General features: G+C 74.4%; 18 protein-coding genes. 14 read left to right on the top strand and 4 right to left on the bottom strand.

The window, feature by feature from the left end; genetic code table 11:
- Positions 1 to 82 precede the first annotated feature (82 nt).
- Genes J3P32_RS16055 through J3P32_RS16040 form a run of 4 tightly spaced genes read left to right on the top strand, consistent with a single transcriptional unit; the run spans position 83 to position 4421 of the window.
- On the top strand, positions 83 to 1036 hold the full coding sequence (locus tag J3P32_RS16055; RefSeq protein WP_210441105.1) for a GlxA family transcriptional regulator: 954 nt from the start codon (positions 83 to 85) through the stop codon (positions 1034 to 1036).
- Between the two features lie 50 nt (positions 1037 to 1086).
- The gene (locus J3P32_RS16050) at positions 1087 to 2385 is read left to right on the top strand and encodes an aminotransferase class I/II-fold pyridoxal phosphate-dependent enzyme (RefSeq protein WP_210441102.1); all 1299 of its coding nucleotides are present in this window, start codon (positions 1087 to 1089) and stop codon (positions 2383 to 2385) included.
- A gap of 55 nt (positions 2386 to 2440) precedes the next feature.
- On the top strand, positions 2441 to 3046 hold the full coding sequence (gene coaE, locus J3P32_RS16045) for a dephospho-CoA kinase (RefSeq protein WP_210441100.1): 606 nt from the start codon (positions 2441 to 2443) through the stop codon (positions 3044 to 3046).
- A gap of 40 nt (positions 3047 to 3086) precedes the next feature.
- The gene (locus J3P32_RS16040) at positions 3087 to 4421 is read left to right on the top strand and encodes a glycoside hydrolase family 3 N-terminal domain-containing protein (protein WP_210441098.1); all 1335 of its coding nucleotides are present in this window, start codon (positions 3087 to 3089) and stop codon (positions 4419 to 4421) included.
- 4 nt (positions 4422 to 4425) lie between these two features.
- On the opposite strand, the gene J3P32_RS16035 is transcribed toward J3P32_RS16040, so the two are convergent.
- On the bottom strand, positions 4426 to 5388 hold the full coding sequence (locus tag J3P32_RS16035; RefSeq protein ID WP_210441096.1) for a sigma-70 family RNA polymerase sigma factor: 963 nt from the start codon (positions 5386 to 5388) through the stop codon (positions 4426 to 4428).
- Positions 5389 to 5569: 181 nt separating this feature from the next.
- Here J3P32_RS16035 and J3P32_RS16030 point away from each other — a divergent pair, with 181 nt between their 5' ends.
- From J3P32_RS16030 to J3P32_RS16020, 3 genes are read left to right on the top strand one after another with little or no spacing between them, the layout of a single operon-like run.
- Positions 5570 to 6319 carry a 5-oxoprolinase subunit PxpA gene (locus tag J3P32_RS16030; protein WP_210441093.1) on the top strand — a complete coding sequence of 250 codons (750 nt, stop codon included), beginning with the start codon at positions 5570 to 5572 and terminating at the stop codon, positions 6317 to 6319.
- Complete coding sequence (locus tag J3P32_RS16025) at positions 6316 to 6909, top strand: 5-oxoprolinase subunit B family protein (protein ID WP_307861737.1); 594 nt, start codon at positions 6316 to 6318, stop codon at positions 6907 to 6909. Before J3P32_RS16030 ends, J3P32_RS16025 begins: the two co-directional genes overlap by 4 nt.
- A complete protein-coding gene (locus tag J3P32_RS16020) occupies positions 6906 to 7766 on the top strand; it encodes a 5-oxoprolinase subunit C family protein (protein WP_210441089.1) in 861 nt (286 codons plus the stop codon). Before J3P32_RS16025 ends, J3P32_RS16020 begins: the two co-directional genes overlap by 4 nt.
- Positions 7767 to 7787: 21 nt before the next feature.
- On the opposite strand, the gene J3P32_RS16015 is transcribed toward J3P32_RS16020, so the two are convergent.
- Entirely contained in the window at positions 7788 to 9089 is a 1302-nt protein-coding gene (locus J3P32_RS16015; RefSeq protein WP_210441087.1) for a DNA polymerase IV, read from the bottom strand.
- 179 nt (positions 9090 to 9268) lie between these two features.
- On the opposite strand from J3P32_RS16015, the gene J3P32_RS16010 reads away from it, so the two are divergent.
- Complete coding sequence (locus tag J3P32_RS16010; RefSeq protein ID WP_210441085.1) at positions 9269 to 10276, top strand: DUF4192 domain-containing protein; 1008 nt, start codon at positions 9269 to 9271, stop codon at positions 10274 to 10276.
- A gap of 60 nt (positions 10277 to 10336) precedes the next feature.
- The gene (locus J3P32_RS16005; protein WP_210441083.1) at positions 10337 to 11800 is read left to right on the top strand and encodes a glutamate-cysteine ligase family protein; all 1464 of its coding nucleotides are present in this window, start codon (positions 10337 to 10339) and stop codon (positions 11798 to 11800) included.
- 23 nt (positions 11801 to 11823) lie between these two features.
- Here the strand turns inward: J3P32_RS16005 and J3P32_RS16000 are convergent, their stop codons facing one another.
- Positions 11824 to 12270: a hypothetical protein gene (locus tag J3P32_RS16000; RefSeq protein WP_307861736.1), complete on the bottom strand. Its 447-nt coding sequence runs from the start codon at positions 12268 to 12270 to the stop codon at positions 11824 to 11826.
- Positions 12271 to 12395: 125 nt separating this feature from the next.
- Between J3P32_RS16000 and J3P32_RS15995 the strand changes: the two genes are divergently transcribed.
- The 5 genes from J3P32_RS15995 (at position 12396) to J3P32_RS15975 (ending at position 18001) form a co-directional block, all read left to right on the top strand.
- Positions 12396 to 12797 (top strand): universal stress protein, encoded by a 402-nt coding sequence (locus J3P32_RS15995; RefSeq protein WP_210441081.1) that lies wholly within the window; start codon positions 12396 to 12398, stop codon positions 12795 to 12797.
- A 126-nt stretch (positions 12798 to 12923) separates the two neighbouring features.
- Positions 12924 to 13490, top strand: a complete 567-nt coding sequence (locus J3P32_RS15990; RefSeq protein ID WP_210441079.1) for an HhH-GPD-type base excision DNA repair protein — start codon at positions 12924 to 12926, stop codon at positions 13488 to 13490.
- Positions 13491 to 13637: 147 nt separating this feature from the next.
- Positions 13638 to 15149, top strand: a complete 1512-nt coding sequence (locus J3P32_RS15985) for an RNA polymerase sigma factor (RefSeq protein ID WP_307861735.1) — start codon at positions 13638 to 13640, stop codon at positions 15147 to 15149.
- A 139-nt stretch (positions 15150 to 15288) separates the two neighbouring features.
- Positions 15289 to 16863, top strand: coding sequence for an SLC13 family permease (locus J3P32_RS15980; protein ID WP_210441077.1), 1575 nt, complete (start codon positions 15289 to 15291; stop codon positions 16861 to 16863).
- Between the two features lie 106 nt (positions 16864 to 16969).
- Positions 16970 to 18001: a M28 family metallopeptidase gene (locus J3P32_RS15975; protein ID WP_210441075.1), complete on the top strand. Its 1032-nt coding sequence runs from the start codon at positions 16970 to 16972 to the stop codon at positions 17999 to 18001.
- A gap of 13 nt (positions 18002 to 18014) precedes the next feature.
- Here the strand turns inward: J3P32_RS15975 and J3P32_RS15970 are convergent, their stop codons facing one another.
- On the bottom strand, positions 18015 to 19118 hold the full coding sequence (locus tag J3P32_RS15970) for a CapA family protein (RefSeq protein WP_210441072.1): 1104 nt from the start codon (positions 19116 to 19118) through the stop codon (positions 18015 to 18017).
- Between the last annotated feature and the right edge of the window lie 9 nt (positions 19119 to 19127).

Below are 19127 nucleotides of genomic sequence, written 5' to 3'. Positions count from 1 at the left end.
TCGCTCACGGACTTCCTGCCACCAGTGGCAGGAATGACACAGTGAGTTGATCTACTGCCACGCGTCGTGCACGCTGTCGTCCATGAAGAAGAAGGTCGCGGTCGTCGTCCAGGAACGTCCCGAGCCCTTCGGCCTCGGCGCCCTCTGCGAGGTGTGGGCCGAGCCCTACCACCCCGAGGACGACAATCCCGTCTTCGACTTCACCGTCGTGACGCCGCGACCGGGCCGGCTGCGCACGCGCGCGGGCTTCGACCTCCACGTCGAGCACGGGCTCGACGCGGCGGTCGACGCCGACCTCATCTGCCTGGCGCCGAAGAGCGACCACCGCGGCACCTCCCCGGAGGTCTCGGAGCTGCTGCGCACCGCCCACGCGCGCGGCGCGATGCTCTTCGCGCACTGCTCCGCGACGTTCATGCTCGGGGAGGCCGGGCTGCTGGACGGACGCCGTTGCACCACCCACTGGAGGTACGCCGCCGAGCTCGCCGCGCGCTACCCGGAGGCGGTCGTGGACCCCGACGTGCTCTACGTCCAGGACGGCTCGATCGTCACGGGCGCCGGATCGGCGGCCGCCCTCGACGCGGCCCTCCACGTGATGCGCCAGCAGTTCGGCGCCAAGGTCGCCGCGACCACCGCCCGCAGGATGGTCGTGCCGCCGCATCGCGACGGCGGCCAGGCGCAGTTCATCGCCCGGGCCGTCCCGGTGTGCGAGTCGGAGGCGCTGGCGCCGCTGCTGGCCTGGATCAGCGCGAACCTCGGCGAGGAGCTCGACGTCGGGACGCTCGCGAAGCAGGTGCACATGTCGGCGCGCACCTTCGCCCGCCGCTTCAAGGAGGAGACCGGCACCACGCCCTACAGCTGGATCCTCGGTGAGCGGGTGCGCGCGGCCCAGGAGCTGCTGGAGCAGACCGACCACTCCATCGACTGGGTGGCCGCCGAGGTCGGCTTCGGCAACGCGGCCACGCTGCGCCACCACTTCGGCCGCTCGCGCGGGGTCAGCCCGCAGGAGTACCGCCGCACCTTCCGCACCCCTGCCTGAGGACCGGACGGGCGGCGGCCGGGGCGCCGGTCCTCGGTAGCCTTCAGGGCGTGAACGCGACTGCGCTGGCCGACCTGTCCGCCGACGACCTCGCCGCCCTGCTGCAGGAGCAGCGCGCGGCCTACGAGGACCTCACGTCGGCCAGGCTGAAGCTCGACCTCACGCGCGGCAAGCCGTCCGCGCAGCAGCTGGACCTCGCCGACGCGCTGCTGCGCCTGCCGACGACCACGAAGGACTCCCGCGGCGTGGACGTCCGCAACTACGGCGGACTGGAGGGGCTGGCCGACCTCCGCGAGATGTTCGCAGAGCTGCTGTGGGTGGAGCCCGACCAGCTGGTGGCCGGCGGCAACTCCAGCCTGTCGATCATGCGCGAGTGCCTGGTCTGGATGGTGCTGTTCGGCGCCGTCGACTCCGAGCGGCCGTGGGGCCAGGAGGAGAAGGTCCGGTTCGTGTGCCCGGTCCCGGGCTACGACCGGCACTTCACGCTGCTGGAGAGCCTCGGCATCGAGATGGTGACCGTGCCGATGAACGACGACGGCCCCGACGCCGACGCCGTGGCCGCGCTCGTCGCCGACGACCCGTCGGTCAAGGGGATGTGGGTCGTGCCGACGTACGCCAACCCGACGGGGGCGGTCTGCAGCCAGGACGTCGCCGCGCGGCTCGCCGCGATGCCGACGGCCGCACCGGACTTCAAGATCTTCTGGGACAACGCCTACGCGCTGCACCACCTCACCGAGGACGAGGCCAAGAGCGCCGACATCCTCACGCTGGCCTCGGCCGCGGGTCACCCGGACCGCCCCGTGATGTTCGCCTCGACGTCGAAGATCACCTACGCCGGCGCCGGCGTCGCGTTCCTGGCCGCCTCGACGGCGAACGTCGGCTGGTACCTCGGGCACCTCGGCAACGGGTCGATCGGCCCCGACAAGGTCAACCACCTGCGCCACGTCGAGTTCTTCGGCTCACCCCAGGGCGTGCGCGACCACATGGTCAAGCACCGCGAGATCATCGCGCCGAAGTTCACCGAGGTCGACCGGGTGCTGACCGAGCGGCTCGGCGGGCGGGGCGTCGCGACGTGGAACACGCCGACGGGCGGCTACTTCGTCAACCTCGACGTCGTCCCCGGCACCGCGAGCCGGGTCGTGGAGCTCGCGAAGGCGGCCGGTGTCGCGCTGACCCCGGCCGGGTCGTCGTTCCCCTACAAGCGCGACCCCGAGGACACCAACATCCGACTGGCCCCCACGATGCCGCCGGTCGCCGAGGTCACCGCCGCCATGGAGGCCGTGGCGACCTGCGTGCTGCTGGCCGCCGCCGAGAAGGCCGTCGCACAGGCGCCCGGCCGGCAGGCCTGAACGCCCGCGGCGTCGTACGCTCGACCGTCGTGACCGTCGTCGCGCAGGAGGACCAGTGACCGTCCGGGTCGGACTCACCGGAGGCATCGCCTCGGGCAAGAGCACGGTGTCCGCGATCCTCGCGGGCCTGGGTGCCGTCGTCGTCGACGCCGACGTGATCGCCCGGGAGGTCGTCGCGCGCGGCACGCCGGGCCTCGCAGCCGTGGTCGAGGAGTTCGGTCCCGACCTCCTGACGCCCGACGGCGAGCTCGACCGGCCCGCCATGGGCGCCCTGGTCTTCGCCGACCCGGCGGCGCGCAGGCGCCTGGAGGCCATCGTCCATCCGCTCGTCCAGCGGCGCAGCGCCGAGCTGGAGGCGGCGGCCGACCCGGGAGCGGTGGTGGTGCACGACATCCCGCTGCTGGCCGAGGTGGGCCGGGCGGGGCAGTTCGACGCCGTCGTCGTGGTGGACGCGCCGACGGAGGTGCAGGTGTCGCGGATGGTCGAGGACCGCGGCTGGACGCGCGAGGAGGCCGAGGCGCGGATCGCCGCCCAGGCCTCCCGGGAGGACCGGCTGTCGATCGCGACGCACGTCGTCGTCAACACCGGGACGCTCGACGACCTGCGTCGGCGCGTCGAGGAGGTCTACGCCGAGCTCTCCGCGCGCGCCGGGGCCGCCTGACGTTTCCCGGTCCCGGGGGTCTGGCCGGTAGCCTCCGGGCGTGCTCCAGATCCGACCCCGTCTCGCCGCGGTCGCCGCAGGAGTCCTGCTCGTGAGCGGCTGCGCCGGCCTCGGCGCCTCCGACGACCGGCCGTCGTCCACCGACCCGTCCGCCGGGTCGGGGTCCTCGTCGCCGGCGACCTCGTCGTCACCGGCCGACCCCGGGGCGTCCGACCCGACCGAGGAGGTCGACCCGGACACGCCGACCTCCTGGGGGCCGACCGTGGGCGAGCTGGAGGACGCCCGCGAGCTGGTGAGCACGTGGACCCCCGAGCAGCTGGCCGGGGGCGTGATCGTGGGCCGGTTCCACGGCACGGACCCGCAGGAGCCGGCGCGGATGGTGCGCGAGCTGCACCTCGCCGGCGTCTCGGTCACCGGCGACAACGTGGTGGACCGGGCCCAGGTGCTCGCGATGACCGGCGCGGTGGCGCGCGCTGCCGCCGCCGACGGTCGCGACTTCCCGCCCGTCGTGGGCGTCGACCAGGAGGGCGGCTACGTCTCGCACCTGCGAGGCATCGCCACGGAGTTCCCCCACTTCCAGTCCGCCGGCCTCGCGGTCCAGGCCGACGCGCGGCTCGGCCGACGGGTCACCCGGGCCGCCGCGGAGACCACGGGCCTCGAGCTGCGCAGCCTCGGCTTCACGTGGGTGTTCGCGCCCGTCGCCGACGTCACCATCGGCGCCGCCGACCCCACCATCGGCGCGCGGTCGCCCTCCACCGACCCGTCGGTCGCGGCCCAGGCCGTCGGTGCGGCCGTCAAGGGGTACGACGACGCCGGCATCGTCTCCACCGTCAAGCACTTCCCCGGCCACGGCACCGCGACGGCCGACAGCCACGACACGCTCCCCGTCGTCGACTCCTCGCTCGCGGAGATCGAGGCGCACGACCTGCCGCCCTTCGCGGCCGCCGTCCGGCACGCCGCTCCCGCGGTGATGCTGAGCCACCTCGACCTCACCGCCATCGCTCCGGGCGTCCCGGCCAGCATGGCGCCCGAGGTCTACGACCTCCTGCGCGACGACCTCGGCTTCGAGGGCGTCACCATCACCGACTCCCTCGGCATGGGCGCCGTCGGCGGGCGCCCCACGCCGGCGCTGCAGGCGCTCGAGGCGGGAGCCGACCTGCTGCTCATGCCCGTCGACACCGCGACCACCCACCGGATCGTCGTCGAGGCGCTGGAGTCCGGCGACATCTCGCGCGAGCGCGTCGAGGAGGCCGCCGCACGGGTCGTGGCCGTCCAGGAGTGGCAGGCCCGGGTGGCAGCACGACGGCCTGTGCCCGCCGACGTCGTCGAGCGGGCACAGGCCGCGAGCGCGAACCTGGAGTCCGCGGCGTACTGAGGGGTCAGGCAGCCAGGTCCGGGTCGCCGGCCCGGCGCAGCTTCTGCAGCGCCTCGCGCTCGAGCTGGCGGACCCGCTCGGCGGAGATGCCGTGCCGGGCGCCGATGTCGGCGAGCTTGTGCTGCCGGCCGTCGGCGAGGCCGTACCGGGCCCGGACGATGTCGGCGGAGCGCTCGTCGAGGATGCCGACCAGGTCGTCGAGACGCTGCCTGGCCTCGGCGTCGAGGACGTTGAGGTCGGGACCCGGCGCGGTCTCCTGCGCCATCAGGTCACCGAGCGAGGTGTCGCCGTCCTCGTCGACGGGGGTGTCCAGCGACACGTGGTCGCGACCCCAGCTCATGAGGTCGAGCACGCGGTCGAGCTCCATGCCGAGCTCGGCGGCGATCTCCTCGGGCTCCGGGTCGCGGCCGAGCTGGCGCTCGAGCGTGCGCCGGGCGCTGCCCACCTGGTTGAGCTCCTCGACGACGTGCACCGGGAGGCGCACGACGCGCGCCTGCTGGGCGATGCCGCGGGTGATCGCCTGCCGGACCCACCAGGTCGCGTAGGTCGAGAACTTGTAGCCCTTGGTGTAGTCGAACTTCTCGACCGCGCGGATCAGGCCGGTGTTGCCCTCCTGGATCAGGTCGAGCATCGGCATCTGCGAGCGGCCGTACTTGCGGGCGATGGAGACCACGAGGCGCAGGTTGGCCTCGATGAAGCGGTCGACGGCGAGGCGTCCCTGCTCGGCGAGCCACTCGAGCTCCGCCTCGGTCGCGCTCATCGGGGCGCCGCCCTGGCGGCGCCCGACACGTCCGGTGTCGAGCAGGTGCTGGGCCAGCAGGCCCGCCTCGATGGTCTTCGAGAGCTCCACCTCGGTCTCGGCGTCGAGCAGCGGCGTCCGGGCGATCTCGTCCAGGTAGAGACCGACGCTGTCGCGTCCCTCGATCTCACGCGTCGTGGTGGTGCGCTTGGCCTGTGCGGTGCTCATGTCGTCCTCCTGCTCCTGTGCGACCAGCCCTTGTCGCACGTCTGTTCCAACGCCTGTGTCCGCTGCGGGATTCCCCATCGGATTGGTGCCTTCACCTGCCATGACGAGCCAGTACCCCGCCGAGTTGCAGGAACGCCGAACTCTCAGGGACTTCTCAGGGGTTCCCCGGGAGACTGGGTCCATGCGGAGCGGGCGCGACCGATCGGTGGACCTCAACGCCGACCTCGGTGAGGAGGTCACCGACGACGCCGGCCTGCTCGCCGTCGTCACGAGCGCCAACGTGGCGTGCGGCTTCCACGCCGGCACCCCGGAGACGATGCGCACGGTGTGCGCGGGCGCCGTGGCGAGCGGGGTGACGGTCGGCGCGCAGGTGTCCTACGACGACCGGGAGAACTTCGGCCGCGTGGCCCGCGACGTGCCGCCCGCGGTGCTGCGCGAGCAGGTCGCGGAGCAGGTCGGCGTCCTGTCCGCCGTCGCCGCCTCGGAGGGCGGGGGAGTGGCCTACCTTAAGCCGCACGGCGCGCTCTACCACCGGGTCGCGGTCGACGGGCTCCAGGCGAGCGCCGTGCTCGACGGGTCGGGCGACCTGCCGGTGCTGGGCATGCCGGGCTCGCTGCTGCTCTCGCTGGCCGGCGAGCGCGGCCGCGGGGTCCGGCTCGAGGGCTTTCCCGACCGCGGCTACACCCCGGGGGGCGGGCTGCTGCCGCGGGACCGGCCGGGCGCGCTGGTCACCGACCCCGACGAGGTGGCCCGGCGCGCGGTGCGGCTCGCGGCGCAGGTGCACTCGGTGTGCGTGCACGGCGACTCTCCCGGCGCGGTCACCACCGCCGGGGCCGTACGGCGTGCGCTGGAGGCCGCCGGCCTGCTCGTGCGGAGCTGCTGGTCGGCCCCTGCCCCGGACGCCCGAGCGGAGGGACGGTGGGTCCCGTGAGGGTCGTCCCCGTCGGCCCTCGCGCGTGCCTCGTGGAGGTCGAGGACGCGGCCGCCGCGGCGTCGCTGGCCGCGTGGGCCCGGGACTCCGGGTTGCGCGCCGACGACATCGTCCCCGCGGCGACCACCGTCCTCTTCGACGGCGTGGACCCCGCGCTGGTCCGGGCGGCGCTGCCGGACCGGCCCATCGCCGCCGCCGGCAGGTCCGGCCCCCTCGTGCGGGTGCCGGTGACGTACTCCGGGCCGGACCTCGAGGCGGTCGCCGGCCACTGGAGCTGCTCGGTGGAGGAGGTCGTCGCCGTCCACACGTCCGTGGAGTTCGTCGCGCTCTTCTGCGGGTTCGCGCCGGGCTTCTCCTACCTCGGCGGCCTGCCCGCGGACCGGGCCGTCCCGCGCCTGGAGTCGCCGCGCTCGCGCGTGCCGGCCGGAGCGGTCGGCCTCGCCGACACGTGGTGCGGCGTCTACCCGACGGTCTCGCCCGGCGGCTGGCTCCTGCTCGGCACCACCGACGCCGTCCTGTGGGACGCCGCGCGGGAGCAGCCCGCCCTCCTGGCGCCGGGGACCCGGGTGCGGTTCGAGGACGCCGGGTGAGCGGTGGCGGGCGGCCCGGCGTCGAGGTCGTCGACCCCGGACCCCTGTCCACCCTGCAGGACCTCGGCCGCCACGGGTGGGCCCACCTCGGGGTGCCCCGGGCCGGCGCCCTGGACCGCGGTGCCGCCGCGCTGGCCCGCCGGCTCGTCGGCGGGGCCCCTGACGACGCCGTGGTCGAGACGACCCTGGGCGGGATCGTGCTGCGGCCACGCCGGGCGGTGACCGTCGCCGTGACCGGCGCGGCGTGCGACGTGGTGGTCGACCGCCGCCACGTCGCGCACGGCATGCCCGTCACGGTGCCCGCCGGAGCGCTGCTCACCGTCGGTCGGGCCACGACGGGGGTCCGGTCCTACGTCGCCTTCGCGGGCGGCCTCGACGTGGACCCCGTGCTGGGCTCCCGCTCCACGGACACGCTCGCGGGGGTCGGCCCGCCGCGGCTGTCCGTGGGCGACCTGCTGGCCCTGGGTGCGCCCGGTGCGCTGCCCGAGCCGCCGCCGGCGCCGGTCGTGCGGCCCCGCGCGCCTGTGCTCCGCCTGGTGCCCGGCCCCCGTGTGGACTGGCTCGGCCGCGGCGCGTGGGCCGCCCTCGACGGGGCGGCGTACGTCGTCGCTCCCGACAGCGACCGGGTGGGCCTGCGCCTCAGCGGCCCGCGGGTGGAGCGCCGGGGCGGCGAGCTGCCCAGCGAGGGGATCGTGCTGGGCGCCGTGCAGCTGCCGCCGTCGGGCCAGCCGGTGGTGTTCCTCGCCGACCACCCCACCACGGGCGGCTATCCCGTCGTCGCACTCGTCGAGGACGACGACCTCGACCTGTGCGCGCAGCTGCGGCCGGGGAACCGGGTCACCCTGCGGACGCGCTGACCCGTCCCGTCGGCGCGGCGGTCAGTCGTCCGCGGGCGGCTCGAAGCGGTGCAGTGCGGGGTCGTCGGTCCGGAAGCTGCGCACCGGGCCGGGCGGGGTCTCCGCGGTCTCGAAGCGCACGGTCACCACGCCGGCACCCGAGCCCCACACCCACCCCGGGCCCATCTCGTCGTGGACCACGTCGGCGCCCGGGGGCCAGGTGCGCCGCGGCGGCTCCGGCAGCACGACCTCGTGCTCCTCGTCCTCCTCGGCCTCGCCGAAGAGGTCCTCCTGCACCCAGTCGGCCAGCCCCGAGACGCCGACGCCGAGCAGGCGGACGCCGCCCGTCGTGTCGAGGTCGGCCAGCAGCGACCGCGCGACCCGCCCGATCGTGCCGCCGTCGTCGGTGGGGCTGGAGAGCGTGCTGGACCGGCTCAGCGTCGTGAAGTCGTGCAGCCGCACCTTGATCGTCACCGTGCGTCCCGAGATGCCGTTCTTGCGCATGCGGGTGCCGACCTCCCGCGCCTGCCGGGTGAGCAGGCCCTCCATCAGCCGGCGGTCGGTGAGGTCGGAGTCGTAGGTCCCCTCCACGCTGATCGACTTGGCCTCCCGCTCGGCCACGACGGGGCGGGCGTCCTGAGCGCGCGCCAGCTGCCACAGCCCCTGGCCGTGCGCCTGCCCCAGCAGCCGCACGAGCTCTTCCTCGCTGGTGCGCTCGAGGTCGGCGATGGTGTGGATGCCGGCCCGGCGTAGGCGCTCGGCCGTCGCCGGGCCGACGCCGGGGATGACGTGGACGGTCATGGGCCGGAGCAGCTCGAGCTCGGTGCCGGGCGCGACGACCGTCATCCCGTCGGGCTTGTCGAGCTCGCTGGCCACCTTGGCGAGGAACTTCGACGACGCGATGCCGACCGTCGCGGTCAGGCCGCCCGTCACCTCGTGCACCCGCTCGCGCAGCCGCTCGCCCACCGCGGTGACCGTCGCCACCTCGAGGTCGGGCAGCCCGGCGGCGGCGAGGTCGACGAAGGCCTCGTCGAGCGACAGCGGCTCGACGAGGGGGGACAGGTCGCGCAGCACCTCCATGACCCGCTTGCTGGTGTCGCGGTAGGCGTGGAACCGGCCGCTCAGGAACGCCGCGTGCGGGCACCGCGCCCGTGCCTCGCGGGTCGACATCGCCGACCCGACGCCGTACCGGCGTGCCTCGTACGACGCCGTGGACACCACGCCGCGCCCGCCCGTGCCGCCGACGATGACCGGCTTGCCGCGCAGCGACGGCTTGTCGCGCTGCTCGACGGCGGCGAAGAAGGCGTCCAGGTCGAGGTGCAGGATCGAGGCGGTGCTGCGCATCAGCCGGAAACTCCGGCGGCGGCGTGCAGCGTCACGGGGCCATTCTCGCCCACCGCCTCCGCCGACCGGCCGCAGCGGCTCGCCACCAACCGTCCACAGACGACCAGCGACGGGGGTTCTCCACAGCCCCGCCGCGGCCGGGGCGTCGCGCGTGGGTGGTCGCGGGGACCGTCGGCGGCATGGAACCCACCGAGCACTCCTCCGTCCCCGATCCCGCCCGCGCCCCGCGTCCCGCCGGCCCGGCCACCACGAGGCTGCGTGCGCGCACCCCCGACGACATCGCGGCCTTCGTGCCGCTGGCCCTGGGCTTCGTCCCGTCGCGCTCCCTCGTCATGCTCAGCGTCGGCTCGCCCGGCGGCATGCACGCCCGCGTCGACCTGCCCGACGACCCCGACGACGTCGACGACGCGGTCGAGGCGCTGGTGCGTGCCGCGCGGCACAACGGCGTCCGCGACGTCGTGGTCGTGGTCTACGACGACGACACCACGGTCGCCGAGGAGGCGGCCTGGGCGGTCCACGCGGAGCTCGGCGGCGCCGGCATCGCCGTGCGCGAGGTGCTGCGGGTCCACGACGACCACTGGTACGCCGTGCTCCCGGGCGCTCCGCTCGCCGCCTACCGGGGTGTGCCGTTCACCCTGGCCGAGCACCCCTTCACCGCGCAGGGGATCTACGACGGCCGGGTCACCCACGCCAGTCGCGACGCGCTTCGCGCCACGATCGCACCCGATCCGGAGGCGGTGCGCCGCACGCAGCGCGACCTCGACCGGGCCCCGGCGCTGCCGCCCGGCGCGCTGACCTCGCTGGTGCGGCGCCACGTCGACCTCGGCACCACGTTCTCCGCCGCCGAGCTGGCCGCGGTCGCCGCCACCGTCCCCTCCGGCGCCCGGCGCGACGAGGCGTGGGTGTGGCTCGACCGCGGGCAGGCGCGACGGGCGGTCGACCTCTGGTCCGACGCCGTGCGCCGGCTCCCCACCTCGCACGTCGCGGGTCCGGCGTCGGTCCTCGCGTTCGCCGCCTGGCTCGTCGGCGACGGCGCGCTGGCCTGGTGCGCGGTGGACCGCTGCCACGAGGCCGAGCCGCGCCACTCGCTCGCCGAGCTCGTGGCACGGCTGCTCGAGTCCGCGACGTCGCCCGACACGTGGGAGGAGCTGCGGCCGCAGCTCGCCAGCGGCGACCCGGCCGCGTGAGGGGCGCGACCAGCCCTCCGGACGGTTTTCGCGGCGCCGCACCGTGACTAGGGTGCGGGCATGGGAGAAGAGGTCGAGCAGCAGGAGTTCAACCGGGCCGACCGGACGCGGCACCGGGAGAAGGTGCGGCGCAACCTCGACGTCTTCGCCCGGATGCTCCGCGACTCCCGGTTCGACACCGACGACCCGATGACCGGGCTCGAGATGGAGCTCAACCTCATCGACGAGGCGGGCGACCCGGCCCTGAAGAACGCCGAGGTCCTCGAGGCCATCGCCGACCCCGACTTCCAGACCGAGCTCGGCCAGTTCAACATCGAGATCAACGTCGCTCCGGCCAGGCTCCGCGAGGGCGGCCTGACCATCTTCGAGGAGAGCCTGCGCCGCTCGCTCAACGACGCGGAGGAGAAGGCCGCCGCGGTCGGCGCCCACCAGGTGATGATCGGCATCCTGCCGACCCTCGCCGAGGGGCACATGACCCTCGAGTCGCTGAGCGCCAACCCCCGCTACAAGCTGCTCTCCGAGCAGATCCTCGCCGCCCGGGGCGAGGACATCACCATCAGCATCTCGGGGCGTGAGCGGCTCACGACGACCGCGGACTCGATCGTCCCCGAGGCGGCCTGCACCAGCACGCAGTTCCACGTGCAGACCTCGCCCGACCAGTTCGCCGCCTACTGGAACGCCGCACAGGCGATCGCCGGAGTCCAGCTGGCCGTCTCGGCCAACTCGCCCTACCTGCTGGGCAAGGAGCTGTGGCGCGAGACCCGGATCCCGCTGTTCGAGCAGGCCACCGACACCCGCAGCGAGGAGCTGAAGGCGCAGGGCGTGCGGCCGCGGGTGTGGTTCGGCGAGCGGTGGATCACCTCGGTGTTCGACCTGTTCGAGGAGAACGTCCGCTACTTCCCGGCCCTGCTCCCGGTGACGGAGGAGGAGGACCCGCTCGAGGTGCTCGAGTCCGGCGGCACGCCTGCCCTCCACGAGCTCAAGCTGCACAACGGGACGATCTACCGGTGGAACCGTCCGGTCTACGACATCGCCGACGGCATGCCGCACCTGCGCGTGGAGAACCGGCTGCTGGCCGCCGGCCCGACGGTCGCCGACACCATCGCCAACGCCGCGCTGTGGTTCGGTCTGGTCCGCTACCTCGCCGAGAGCGAGCGGCCGCTGTGGTCGCAGATGTCGTTCTCGGCCGCGGAGGAGAACTTCCACGTGGCCGCACAGATGGGCGTCGACGCCCAGGTCTACTGGCCGGGGCTGGGCCAGGTGCGCGCCACCGAGCTGGTCCTGCGGCGGCTGCTGCCGATGGCACAGGCGGGGCTCGACGCGTGGGGCGTGCCCGCCGAGGAGAGCGCGCGCTACCTCGGCATCATCGAGCAGCGCTGCCTGCAGGAGACGAGCGGCGCCGCGTGGTTCGTGCGCAAGGTGCACGAGCGCGGGGGAGCCGACCGCTACGCCGCGCTGCGCGCCACCCTGCTCGACTACCGCGAGCGGATGCACAGCAACGAGCCGGTGCACGCCTGGGACTGACCCCGACGGGCCGCCTCGCCCGTTCACCGCGTGGTCGGGGGTGGTCGCAGCCGCCGCCACTCCCGGCGCACGTCGCTGACCGGGTCGAACCAGCCCCGCCGCGTGACGACGACGAGTCCCACGTCGAGTCCGAGCGCCCGGCCGGCCCACGCCGCCGGCCCCACCCAGCGCAGGTCCTCGTCGTGCGGGCTCAGCTCCCCGGGACGGGTCAGCCACAGCAGCGGACGAGGCGTGAGCGTGGCGGCGCCGCGCAGCAGGGCGAGAGCCAGGTCGGCCCGCAGCCCTGCGTCCGAAGGCGGGTCGTCGACGTGGCGCAGGCAGCGGCCGGGCGCACCCGCGTGCACGGCGGTGGGGAACCGGCGCCGCTGCTCGGCGGCCACCAGCTCCACGACGGCCGCGCGCAGCACCACGTGGGTGTGCCGGTCGACGGGCGCCTGCAGCGTGGGCAGCGGCGGGGGCGGGACGGCCACCGCCCCAGAGTGCCTCACCCCATGGGGTCCCGCGCGTGTCTCCACAGGCTGCCCAAGGCGGTCGCTTTCCGTTACGGTGCCAGCAGGCCAGCGGCGAAGCGCCCGCGGCCCCGAGAGGAGACACCATGGGCACCGTCGTCGTCGGATACGTCCCCAAGCCGGAGGGCGAAGCCGCCCTCGCCGCCGGCATCAACGAGGCGAAGCTGCGCGGCAGCAGGCTCGTGGTGGTGAACTCGCACCGGGGAGGCCAGGAGTTCGACGGGCCGGCCGCACGTGCCGCCGAGGACGACATCGCGGGCATCCAGGCGCGGCTCGACGAGGCCGGTGTCGAGCACGAGATCCGCCAGCTGGTGCGCGGGTTCGAGCCGGCCGAGGACCTCATCAGCATCGCCGAGGCCAATGGCGCCGAGCTCCTCGTCATCGGGCTGCGCCGCCGCTCGCCCGTCGGCAAGCTGATCCTCGGCAGCAACGCCCAGCGCGTCCTGCTCGACGCGCCCTGCCCGGTCCTGGCGGTCAAGGCCCAGTAGCCGGTCAGGGGGCGGCGGGCCCCCCCGAGGCGGGCTCGGCAGTCGGCTCCTGAGTCGGGCCCAGCAGTCGGGCCGCACCGCCCGCACGCGCGCCCCGGTGCCGCCGCGGTCGGGCAGGATGTGCCCATGGGCTTCCACATCACGGGCGACCCCGCCGCTGACAAGGTCCTCGACGACTCACCCTTCGCGCTGCTCGTGGGGATGATGCTCGACCAGCAGTACCCGATGGAGCACGCCTTCCGGGGCCCGGCGAAGGTGCTCGACCGCTTCGGCACGTGCGCTCCCGACGCCATCGCTGCGGCCGATCCCGCGGAGTTCGCGGCGATGGCCTCGACGCCACCGGCGATCCACCGGTTCCCGGGGTCGATGGCCGCGCGCCTGCAGGAGCTCGCCCGCATCGTGGAGGACACCTACGGCGGGGACGCCGCGCGGTTGTGGACCGAGGCCGCCGACGGCAAGGACCTGCTGAAGCGGGTGATGGCGCTGCCGGGGTTCGGCAAGCAGAAGGCGCAGATCTTCGTGGCGCTGCTGGCCAAGCAGCTCGACGTACGCCCCGAGGGCTGGGAGGCCGTGGTCGGCGACTACGCCCTCGAGGGCCACCGCTCCGTGGCCGACGTCGTCGACCCCGACTCGCTGCAGAAGGTGCGCGACTTCAAGAAGGCGAAGAAGGCCGCGGCCCGGACGGACGGCTGACGCCTCCGCGATCCGGGTCGACGCGACCGCCCACGGAGCACCCGCTCCGGGGCCAGGTGTCGGGGCATGGGGATCGGCGTGGCAGAATGTCGGCGCGGCTCTTGACGTCACCGGGCCTCGCCGCGCCCCGAAGCTGTTTGACGAGAGGTGTTCGTGTCCTCACACGCACGCAAGTTGCTCCCCGCGGAGGTGCTGTCGCACCCCTCCATCGCCGCCTTGGTCGCCGGGGCCACCCCGGCCGGCACCGTGTCCCCCGAGGACGTACGTCGGGCCAGTGACGAGGCCGGAGTGGAGCCCAAGCACCTGAAGGCCCTGCTGGTGCACCTCAGCGGCCTCGGCATCACGGTGCAGGTCGACGCCGCGACCATGCGTGCGGTCGCGGCGACGAGCAAGCGCGCCGCCACGTCGTCGGCTGCGAAGAAGGCCCCGGCGAAGAAGGCGGCGGCCGGTGCCGAGGCGCCGGCCAAGAAGGCGCCGGCGAAGAAGGCCGCCGCGAAGAAGACCGCGGCCGCGCCGACCGCGGACGCGCCGGCCGGCCCGGCCGAGGACGCGCCGGTGGTGGACCTCGGCGACGTCGAGGCCCCGGTGATCGGCCCGGACGGCAAGAAGATTCTGCCGGACATCCCCGACGACCAGTTCGAGAAGGACGTCGCCGCCGACCCCACCATCAAGGAGGACGAGAAGCAGGCCTTCACGGTCTCCGCGGCCGACGAGACCGACGAGCCGGAGCAGCAGGTCATGGTGGCCGGCGCCACGGCCGACCCGGTCAAGGACTACCTGAAGCAGATCGGCAAGGTGCCGCTCCTCAACGCCGAGATGGAGGTCGAGCTCGCCAAGCGGATCGAGGCGGGGCTCTTCTCCGAGGAGAAGCTCGGCAAGGGCGGACGGCTCAGCCCGAAGATGCTCGAGGAGTACGAGTGGATCGCCGAGGACGGCCGCCGGGCCAAGAACCACCTCCTCGAGGCGAACCTGCGACTCGTCGTCTCGCTGGCCAAGCGCTACACCGGTCGCGGCATGCTGTTCCTCGACCTGATCCAGGAGGGCAACCTCGGCCTGATCCGCGCGGTCGAGAAGTTCGACTACACCAAGGGCTACAAGTTCTCGACCTACGCGACCTGGTGGATCCGTCAGGCCATCACGCGTGCGATGGCCGACCAGGCGCGCACCATCCGCATCCCGGTGCACATGGTCGAGGTCATCAACAAGCTGGCCCGCGTGCAGCGCCAGATGCTGCAGGACCTGGGCCGCGAGCCCACGCCCGAGGAGCTCGCCAAGGAGCTCGACATGACCCCCGAGAAGGTCATCGAGGTCCAGAAGTACGGCCGCGAGCCGATCTCGCTGCACACCCCGCTCGGCGAGGACGGCGACTCCGAGTTCGGTGACCTGATCGAGGACTCCGAGGCGATCGTCCCGGCGGACGCGGTGTCGTTCACGCTGCTGCAGGAGCAGCTCCACGCGGTGCTCGACACCCTGTCCGAGCGAGAGGCCGGCGTGGTGTCGATGCGGTTCGGCCTCACCGACGGCCAGCCCAAGACCCTCGACGAGATCGGCAAGGTCTACGGCGTGACCCGCGAGCGGATCCGCCAGATCGAGTCCAAGACGATGTCCAAGCTGCGCCACCCGAGCCGCTCGCAGGTGCTGCGCGACTACCTGGACTGAGCGTCCGACCGACGACAGCGGCGTGGTCCCTCCGGGGGTCACGCCGCTGTCGCGTCACCTGGCGGATCGCTCGAGGGGCTGGCCGGGGCGACAGCGGTCTCGCTAGGGTCGGCACCTCGCCGACCGGAGGAGACGCACGGTGTCCGAGCAGGCCCGCCCCGCCACGTACCGCACCTTCGACGAGGTCGAGGAGACCCTGAGCCCGGCGGAGCAGCGCTTCGAGCGCTTGCGCCGCACCTCAGGCCTGGTCGCCGGGCCGGTGGCCGCGGTCGTGGTCTACCTGCTGTGCTCGGGGCTCGACGAGCCGGCCCAGAAGCTGGCCGGCATCCTCAGCCTGGTCATCGTCTGGTGGATGACCGAGGCGATCCCGATCCCGGTCACCGCGATGCTGGCGATGGCGCTGTGCGTCGCGCTCGGCGTGGCACCGGCCGAGGAGGTCTTCGCCCTCTTCGGCAACTCGACGATCTTCGTCTTCATCGGCGGGTTCGTCCTGGCCGAGGCGATGCGCAAGCACGGCCTCGACCGGCGCTTCGCCTACCGCGTGCTCAGCATCCCCGGCGTGGCCTCGTCGACCGTGCGCGTGGTCGTGGCGTTCGGCCTGATCAGCGCCTCGATCAGCGCCTTCGTGTCCAACACCGCCAGCGCCGCGATGCTCATGCCGATCGCCATGGGCATCATCGGCTTCCTGGCCGGCCGGGTGTCGGCCCAGTCCGACGAGGACGCCGACCCCGACGACGTCCGCCGGCTGCGCTTCTCCACCGCGCTGCTGCTGATGGTCGCGTACGGCGCCAGCGTGGGCGGGCTGCTCACGCCGGTCGGCAGCCCGCCCAACCTCATCGGTCGTGAGCTCATCACACAGGAGACGGGCGAGGAGATCCCGTTCTTCACCTGGATGCTGCTGGCCTTCCCGGTCGTCGCGCTCATGTTCGTGGCCCTGTGCCTGGTGCTGCTGCGGCTCAACAGGCCGGAGACGAAGCGCATCGAGGGCGCCGAGGAGTTCATCCGCGGGCAGCGCAGCGAGCTCGGCCCCATGGGCGCGGGCGGTCGCAACACGCTCATCGCCTTCGCGGTCACGGTGACGCTGTGGATCTTCCCCGGCGCCGTCGCGCTGGTCACCGGGGGCGAGGGCGAGTTCTACGACACCGTCGCGGCGCACCTGCAGGAGGGGGCGGTGGCGATCCTGGGCGCCGCCCTGCTGTTCCTGCTGCCCATCGACTGGCCGCGGCGTCAGTTCACGATCACCTGGAACGACGCCGCCCGCATCGACTGGGGCACGATCGTGCTGTTCGGCTCGGGCATCGCCCTCGGCGGCCTGCTCGGCTCGACCGGGCTCGCCGCGACCATGGGCAGCGGGCTGAGCGACCTGCTGGGCGTCAGCTCGCTCGTCTCGATCACCATCCTGGCCACGGTCATCGCGGTGGTCATCAGCGAGACGACGAGCAACACGGCCAGCGTCGGGGTGGTGGCACCGATCGCCATCCAGCTCGCGCTCGCGGCCGACGTCAACCCGGCGATCCCCGCGCTCGCCGCGGTCTTCGGCGCGTCCTACGGCTTCATGCTGCCGGTCTCGACGCCGCCCAACGCGATCGTCTACGGCACCGGACTGGTCCCGATCACGCGGATGATGCGCTCGGGCATCGTCTTCGACGTCATCGGCATCGTGATCATCGTGGCCGGGGTGACCACCATGGCCAGCGTGCTCGGCATCGGCTGAGGCACCGGCTGAGCCGGGCGCGGGCCGGCGTCGCGCGCCTGCGCCCCACCCGGCGTCGACGATCTCACCTCGCGCGTCGGCGACCCGCGACGGCTACGGTGACGGCATGCCCGCTCCTCGTCGTGCCGCGCTGGCCGGTGCGGCGCTGCTCGTGCTGGCGGGCTGCAGCGGCACGCGCGACGCCGACGCGCCGGGCCCGGACCGATCCCCGGCCGACCCGACGTCGAGCGCGGCGGAGCCAAGCCCGTCGCCCGACCAGTCGTCCACCCCGTCCTCGCCGTCCCCGGGACCGGAGTCGCCCACCGGCTCCGCACCCGGCGCGGACCGTCCCGTCGGGCCCGACGACCTGGACCCGGGCGTCGCGGTCCGGGCGGTGCGACACCTCGCTGGCCGGATCGGGCCGCGCGAGGCCACCGGCAGGGCGTACGCCCGCGCGGCCGCGTGGGTCGGCGACGAGCTGGCAGGGCTCGGCTACGACGTCGCACGCCAGCGGGTCGACGTGCCGGCGGGGGAGTCGTGGGGGGTGCCGGTGCCGGCGGGGCGCTCGGTCAACGTCGTGGCGACGGCTCCGGGCTTCGACCCCACCGAGTCGCACCTCGTGGTCGGGGCGCACCTCGACACCGTTCCCCAGGCGCCCGGCGCGGAGGACAACGCATCCGGGGTCGGCACCCTGCTGGCGGTCGCGACAGCCGCGGCCGAGCGCCGGACCCGGCTCCCGGTGGTCTTCGTGGCCTTCGGCGCCGAGGAGCCGCGCGGCGCCCCGGAGGACCACCACTACGGCTCCCGGCGCTACGTCGCCCTCCTCGGCCCGCAGCAGCGCGCCGCGGTCCGCGGCATGGTCTCCCTCGACCGGGTCGGCGTCGGCGACCGCGTGCCGGTGGGGTCTGCGGACGACACCGACCCCGTCCAGCAGGCCCTGCTCGCCGCCGCCCGGCGCGCCGCCGTCCCGGTGGTGGCCGAGGGCGGCCAGCGCAGCAGCGATCACTGGTCCTTCGTCCGCGCGGGGCTGCCGGGGGCGCGCCTGGGGTCGACGCCGTACGCGGGCTACCACTCGCCGGGCGACGTCCCGGCGGTGGTGTCGCCCGCGCAGCTCGAGCGGACCGGCCGGATCGTGCTCGCCTGGCTGGCGCCGCGCTGATCCCGCCGGGTCGTCACCGCAGGCCGGCGCAGGCGCGCAGCGCCGCGCGCTCGACCCGGGCAGCTGCCGCGGCGTCGCCCGTCACCCGCTGGGCGAGCCCGTCGGCGCCGATCACTGCCGGCCACCAGTGGGTCCCGGTGACCCTCGCCCGGCCGTCGCGCTCGCGCGGCGGGCGCACCAGGAGGGTCAGGACGCCGGTGGGACCGGGGGAGTACCACGCGAAGTTCCCCAGCCCGTAGGCCACGTAGCCCGGGCCGAGCCTGCCGTCGCCCTGCAGCTCGTGGGCGTGGCTGCCGACGACGACGTCCGCGCCGGCGGCCACGAGCCGCCCGGCCAGATCGCGCTGGTCACCGGTCGGGCACCGCTGCCCCTGGATGCCCCAGTGGGCGTTGACCACCACCACGTCGGCCGCCGCGTCCGCCCGACGCACCGCCCGCAGCAGCCGCCACGGCTCCAGCGCGTCGGCGATCCCGCCGCGGTCGGGCCCAGCCGCCCAGGCGCCGGTCGGGTCGGCGGTCGGGTCCTGGTCGGCGACCGACGCAGCGAGCGTGGCGACGATCGTGCCGTCGACGTCGGTGAGCGCCGGCCGGAACGCCTCCTGCACGTCGGCGCCGATGCCGACCACGGCCAGGGCGGAATCAGCCGCGGCCGCCCGGCGCGCGGCGCGCAGGGTGGACGGCAGGCGGGCGCGCCCGTGGTCCAGCGCGTGGTTGTTGGCCATGCCGGCCACGTCGACGCCGGCCTCGGCCAGGGCGGTGAACGCCTCGGGCCCGGCGGAGAACACGAACCGCTTGCCCGGCTGGGGCCGGCCGCCCGTGCCGACCGAGGTCTCGAGGTTGACGATCGCCACGTCGGCGGCGGCCAGCGCGGGCGCCGCCGGTGCGAGCGCCGTCGCAGGGTCGCGCAGACGGGCAGCCAGCTGCCCCTCGAAGTGGACGTCGCCGGCGACCGCGATGGACACCGGCCGCGGACGCGGCCCGGGCCGGGCCGGCTCCACGGACGACGAGCCGCTCGGTGACGCGGTCGAGGACTCCTGCGCCGGTGGCGCCGCGGGCGCCGGCGGGTCGGCGGGGGCGGTGCACCCCGCGGCGAGCAGGGGCAGGAGCAGCGCGGCCACCGCGGGAGT

It is taken from the genome of Nocardioides xinjiangensis (assembly GCF_017916385.1).
Taxonomy (GTDB): Bacteria; Actinomycetota; Actinomycetes; order Propionibacteriales; family Nocardioidaceae; genus Nocardioides; species Nocardioides xinjiangensis.
The sequence above is the reverse complement of the archived record's forward strand: the minus strand, read 5'-3'. Positions and strand labels throughout refer to the sequence as shown.

Bases quoted from the DNA above. Each gene is read 5' to 3' on its own strand.
- J3P32_RS16055 (WP_210441105.1), top strand. From the start codon at position 83: ATGAAGAAGAAGGTCGCGGTCGTCGTCCAGGAACGTCCCGAGCCCTTC.
- J3P32_RS16035 (WP_210441096.1), bottom strand. From the start codon at position 5,388: ATGAGCACCGCACAGGCCAAGCGCACCACCACGACGCGTGAGATCGAG.
- J3P32_RS16030 (WP_210441093.1), top strand. From the start codon at position 5,570: ATGCGGAGCGGGCGCGACCGATCGGTGGACCTCAACGCCGACCTCGGT.
- J3P32_RS16015 (WP_210441087.1), bottom strand. From the start codon at position 9,089: ATGCGCAGCACCGCCTCGATCCTGCACCTCGACCTGGACGCCTTCTTC.
- J3P32_RS16010 (WP_210441085.1), top strand. From the start codon at position 9,269: ATGGAACCCACCGAGCACTCCTCCGTCCCCGATCCCGCCCGCGCCCCG.
- J3P32_RS16005 (WP_210441083.1), top strand. From the start codon at position 10,337: ATGGGAGAAGAGGTCGAGCAGCAGGAGTTCAACCGGGCCGACCGGACG.
- J3P32_RS15995 (WP_210441081.1), top strand. From the start codon at position 12,396: ATGGGCACCGTCGTCGTCGGATACGTCCCCAAGCCGGAGGGCGAAGCC.
- J3P32_RS15990 (WP_210441079.1), top strand. From the start codon at position 12,924: ATGGGCTTCCACATCACGGGCGACCCCGCCGCTGACAAGGTCCTCGAC.
- J3P32_RS15975 (WP_210441075.1), top strand. From the start codon at position 16,970: ATGCCCGCTCCTCGTCGTGCCGCGCTGGCCGGTGCGGCGCTGCTCGTG.